The sequence below is a fragment of the Flavobacterium sp. genome (genome assembly GCF_044361015.1).
GTDB lineage: Bacteria > Bacteroidota > Bacteroidia > Flavobacteriales > Flavobacteriaceae > Flavobacterium.
Genome location: NZ_JBIKJL010000099.1, coordinates 1 through 3,803 on the forward strand (window position 1 = coordinate 1; position 3,803 = coordinate 3,803).

The window sequence follows — 3,803 nt, forward strand, 5'->3', positions numbered from 1 at the left end:
CGGAATTTCTATTTAGTTAACCGCATTGCAAATGCTACGATTTTTGTTCTAATTTAAGCAGGTACTCGTCACAGACGAGCACCAGTTGGGTTTAAACATTGATAAATAGCTTTTATATCAGGTCGATTGACAAAGTTACTAAAAAGATAAAGATATGTTCAAAATTTATAAATAAGTCATTTATATAGACATTTATAAAGTAATTTAAATATCATTTTTTTTAAATAACGTTTGAACTACATTTATAAAACAAAAAAAAGGCGTAATAACGCCCTTTTTATAGTATGAATTAAATTATCACTTTTTAACTGGTTTGGTTTCTACAGTTACTGATTTAATTTTACCTGTAAATTTTTCATTTTTCTTATAATCAGGATTCACCGGTGTGTTTTCATCCGTGCCTACATCTGCAGATTCATCGATACCAAAAGTATTGGAGTTTGTTTTGGCAATTTTTCCCTCTCCAATTTTGGTTCCATCCATTGAAATAGTTGCTATTCCGCCCGCTCCTCTACCACCATCATATGCAAAATCCATTTTGATTACATGTTTGCCTGCGGGAACTTTTTGCGAGGCAGTTACAGAAAACATTTCAAGTCCTACCCAATTGTAAAAATAGGTTGGAACTCCATCTTTCATGTAAAAAGACCAACCGCCAAAATCACCACCTTGGCAAATGATGACTCCATTAGCATTGGCTGGAACCTCTACATCTGCTGTAATTGAAAGTGAAGTGTTTTTCACATTGATAAATGCATTTTCAGGGATTCCTTTCGCACCCTCGTACAAGGTAAGTTTGGTTTTTCCATTCATCAAATCTGGCCGGCCGGCAATTTTTGCATCAAATCGTTCGATGGTGCGGTCATCAATAGGCAGCACATTATATTTTACCGCCTCTTCCATAAATTTCTTTTTAAGTTCATCAAGCTTCTTCGGATTTTTATCGGCAAGGTTATTGGCCTGACTAAAATCTTCATTCACGTTATACAATTCCCAAACATCTTCAGTCAGGGGTCTTCTAGGGCTTGCTTCCCAAGGCGCTTTGTGAATGGTGCCGGCAAACCAGCCATCCTGGTATATCGCACGGTTACCTGCCATTTCAAAATATTGCGTTGTGCGGGTATCGGGTGCAGCGGCGTTGTTAAAGGTGTACATCATGCTAACCCCTTCCATTGGTCGCTGCTCAATGCCATTTACTATACTAGGAGAAGGTATTCCAACTGCAGCATATATTGTAGGAGCTACATCTACCACATGGTGGAATTGCGAACGAACCTCTTTTTTTGATTTGATGCCTGCTGGCCAGTGTAGCACCAAGCCATTTCTAGTTCCTCCAAAATTGGAAGCAACTTGTTTGGTCCAAGTAAAAGGAGTATTTCCTGCTACTGCCCATCCTGCTGCAAAGTGATTGTATGCCTTTTCAGACCCTAATTCATCAATCACATTTAATTGCATTTCTAAGGTTTCTTGTACTCCATTGAAATAAGTGTTTTCATTATACATACCAATCATTCCTCCTTCAGCACTGGAACCATTATCTCCTACCAAATAGAAAAAGATAGTGTTTTCCAATTCTCCGCGTTCTTCCAAAGCTGCAACTAAGCGACCAACTTGTTCATCAGTATGTTCTGCAAATCCGGCAAATACCTCCATCTGTTTTTCAAAAAGTCGCTTTTCATCAGCTGTAAGTTTGTTCCAGTCTTTTATAAGTTCTGGTTTTGGAGCTAGAACAGTATTTTTAGGAACAACACCCAATGCTTTTTGTCTAGCCAAGGTTTCCTCACGCAGCTTATCCCATCCTTGTGAAAACTTTCCTTTATATTTGTCAACATATTCTTTTGGAGCATGATGTGGAGCATGGGTTGCGCCTGTAGCAAAATACATATAAAAAGGTTTTTCAGGAGTTAACGATTGTTGGGTATTCATCCATGCAATTGCCTGGTCGGTCATATCGTTTGTAAAATGATAATTTGGATCTTCTACGTTAGGATAAACACGAGTTGTTCCGTCATAAACCATAGGATGATATTGGTTTGTTTCACCTCCAATAAAACCATAAAACTTATCAAACCCAGAACCTGTAGGCCAACGATCATAGGGACCTGAAACGGAACCTTCCCAAGGTGGTGTTTCATGATATTTACCAAAAGCGGCAGTGCTGTATCCATTCAAACGCAATACTTCAGCAATTGGAGTAATGGTTTGTGGTCTTACACCTGTGTTTCCTGGAAATGCAGTTGCTACTTCCATAATTGCTCCAGCGTTATTAGAATGGTGGTTATAACCAGTAAGTATCGCTGTGCGTGTAGGTGAACACAATGCTGTTGTATGGAATCGATTGTACTTTAATCCATTTGCTGATAACTTCTCTAAAGTTGGCATATTGATAGGTCCACCAAACGCACTAGAATGGCCATAACCTATATCATCTAATAAAACGATTACTACATTGGGTGCTTTTTCTGGTGCTTTTACCTGAAATCGGACAGGAGCTTTTGCTTTTCGAGCATCTAACTCTGTAATTGCTTGATAAACTGGCTCTTTGATTGGAAGCACTGAGCGATCCAAATTATCAGAACTTCCCTTAGTTTGGTTATTCTGATTGGTTTGAGAATAACCCACAATGTTTAAGAGAACAAAGGCAAAAAAATAAATACTTGTTTTTTTCATTGTATGAGTGTTTAAGATTTCTAAATAATTCTTTTTTAATAATAAAGTATGATAAATACCATAATTAACAAATATACATAAAAGTTTTTTGTATAGTATCTACTAATTTTTTGAAATAAACCTTGTCAAAGTTCAAAAGGTTGAACAAGGTTGTAGTTTCTATTTTATTGCTCCGCAGGGCGACTTCTTAGAGCGGGAGTAACTAGCAAGCGATAGGAATGCTACGCCAGTCGCTTTGCTCTATTAAAAAAAGAAAAATCTTACGTTTATAGGTTGTTTTTCTTTATCTTATCCAAAACGGTTCGGTTAGATAGAAAACAGTATCTATAAAATATAAAACTTCATTTCTTGTCAAAACATTTTCATCATGTAAATCTTCCAGTATAATTCCTAATTCGGGATTGATGTAATCGTTGTTACGATTGTTTTCAAAACCATTTAGAGTTAAAAATTCTTTGACTTGATTTAAATCTGTAATGGCAGTTATTGCAACATAAGATTGTTGAACAACTGCATATACAATATGATTATCTTTTGTAAAACCAATTAATTTGTAAGCTGTATCTGGAAAGAAGTAATTGTGCAATAGCAAATTGTATAAGTAATCTTTCCAAGTATTGTAATAAATGCTATCATTTAGTTTAAGTACATTTTCAGTGTCCTTCAAATACACTTTTTGTTCAGCACCTTCGCTAATGTATTGAGTTAAATCAATAGCTATCCAAAGATTTTTTTCAGAAATATAACTTTCTAATCTCTTTGTTTCTTGTTTTTTGAAGTGCTTTTCGTCTTCAATGATTGTGCTTGTTGACGCGCCATCGTTAAGGTAACTGGCGATTGATTGGATAATTGTTCCAAACCTAACTTGGCTCTTTCCCGAAAGGACATTGTGTAGTTCATGTTTCAAATGATTTTGCATCAACAAATATAAACAAACTTTTTAGTTATTGAAAAATCGTTGATTCTCTATGTTTTTTTCAAAATATCCTCGATAGCGCAGGGTAACTCCGACTGTTTATTCCCCTTTCTATCCCCAAAAATACTATAATTTTCAATATACCTTGTCACAGTTCAAAAGCTTGGTAACGTTGTACTTTTCTATTTTATTGCTCCGCAGGGCGACTTCTTAGAGC

Annotated in this window: 2 protein-coding genes; both read right to left on the minus strand. The window is 36.1% G+C overall.

The window, feature by feature from the left end; translation table 11 throughout:
- Positions 1–297: 297 nt before the first annotated feature.
- Positions 298–2,670, minus strand: a complete 2,373-nt coding sequence (locus ACIQ2Z_RS12640) for an arylsulfatase (protein WP_396184527.1) — start codon at positions 2,668–2,670, stop codon at positions 298–300.
- Positions 2,671–2,953: 283 nt separating this feature from the next.
- A complete protein-coding gene (locus ACIQ2Z_RS12645; protein WP_396184528.1) occupies positions 2,954–3,577 on the minus strand; it encodes a hypothetical protein in 624 nt (207 codons plus the stop codon).
- Between the last annotated feature and the right edge of the window lie 226 nt (positions 3,578–3,803).

Coding starts and splice junctions, on each gene's coding strand:
- ACIQ2Z_RS12640 (WP_396184527.1), bottom strand. CDS start 2,670: ATGAAAAAAACAAGTATTTATTTTTTTGCCTTTGTTCTCTTAAACATT.